1 protein-coding gene is annotated in these 407 nt (G+C 66.8%); it reads right to left on the reverse strand.

The window, feature by feature from the left end; translation table 11 throughout:
* On the reverse strand, positions 1 to 407 hold a 407-nt coding region (locus AABA84_RS34905; protein ID WP_338314364.1), incomplete at both ends, for a DJ-1/PfpI family protein.

The following is a 407-nucleotide window of genomic DNA, read 5'->3' on the forward strand; positions in this document are numbered from 1 at the left end:
CGATTGCGGTCGACGCAGACCCTCTCCAGCGACAGCTCGGCTCCGAAGTACGGCAATGCATCCCTCGCGGTCCAGTGCGTGGCCGCGCGATATCCCTTCAACAGACCGGCGGCGCCGAGCACGAGCGAGCCGGTGCAGACCGAGGTCACGTATGTCGCGCCGCTCTCCTGCTTTCGCAGAAAGGCGAGAACGTCCTCGTCCAGCATCAGCTCGTCGGTGCCGTAGCCGCCGGGAACGCAGATCACGTCGAGCTGCGGGCAATCGGCGAAGGTGACGGTCGGCGTCAGCGCGATCACGGAATCGCTCGGCACCGGCTCGATGCGTTTCCAGACCAGATGCACCGTCACGTCGGGCAGGCTGGAGAAGACCTGGGCGGGACCGGTGAGATCGAGCTGGGTGACGCGCGG

This window comes from Bradyrhizobium sp. TM239, from assembly GCF_036247985.1.
Classification (GTDB): Bacteria; Pseudomonadota; Alphaproteobacteria; order Rhizobiales; family Xanthobacteraceae; genus Bradyrhizobium; species Bradyrhizobium ottawaense.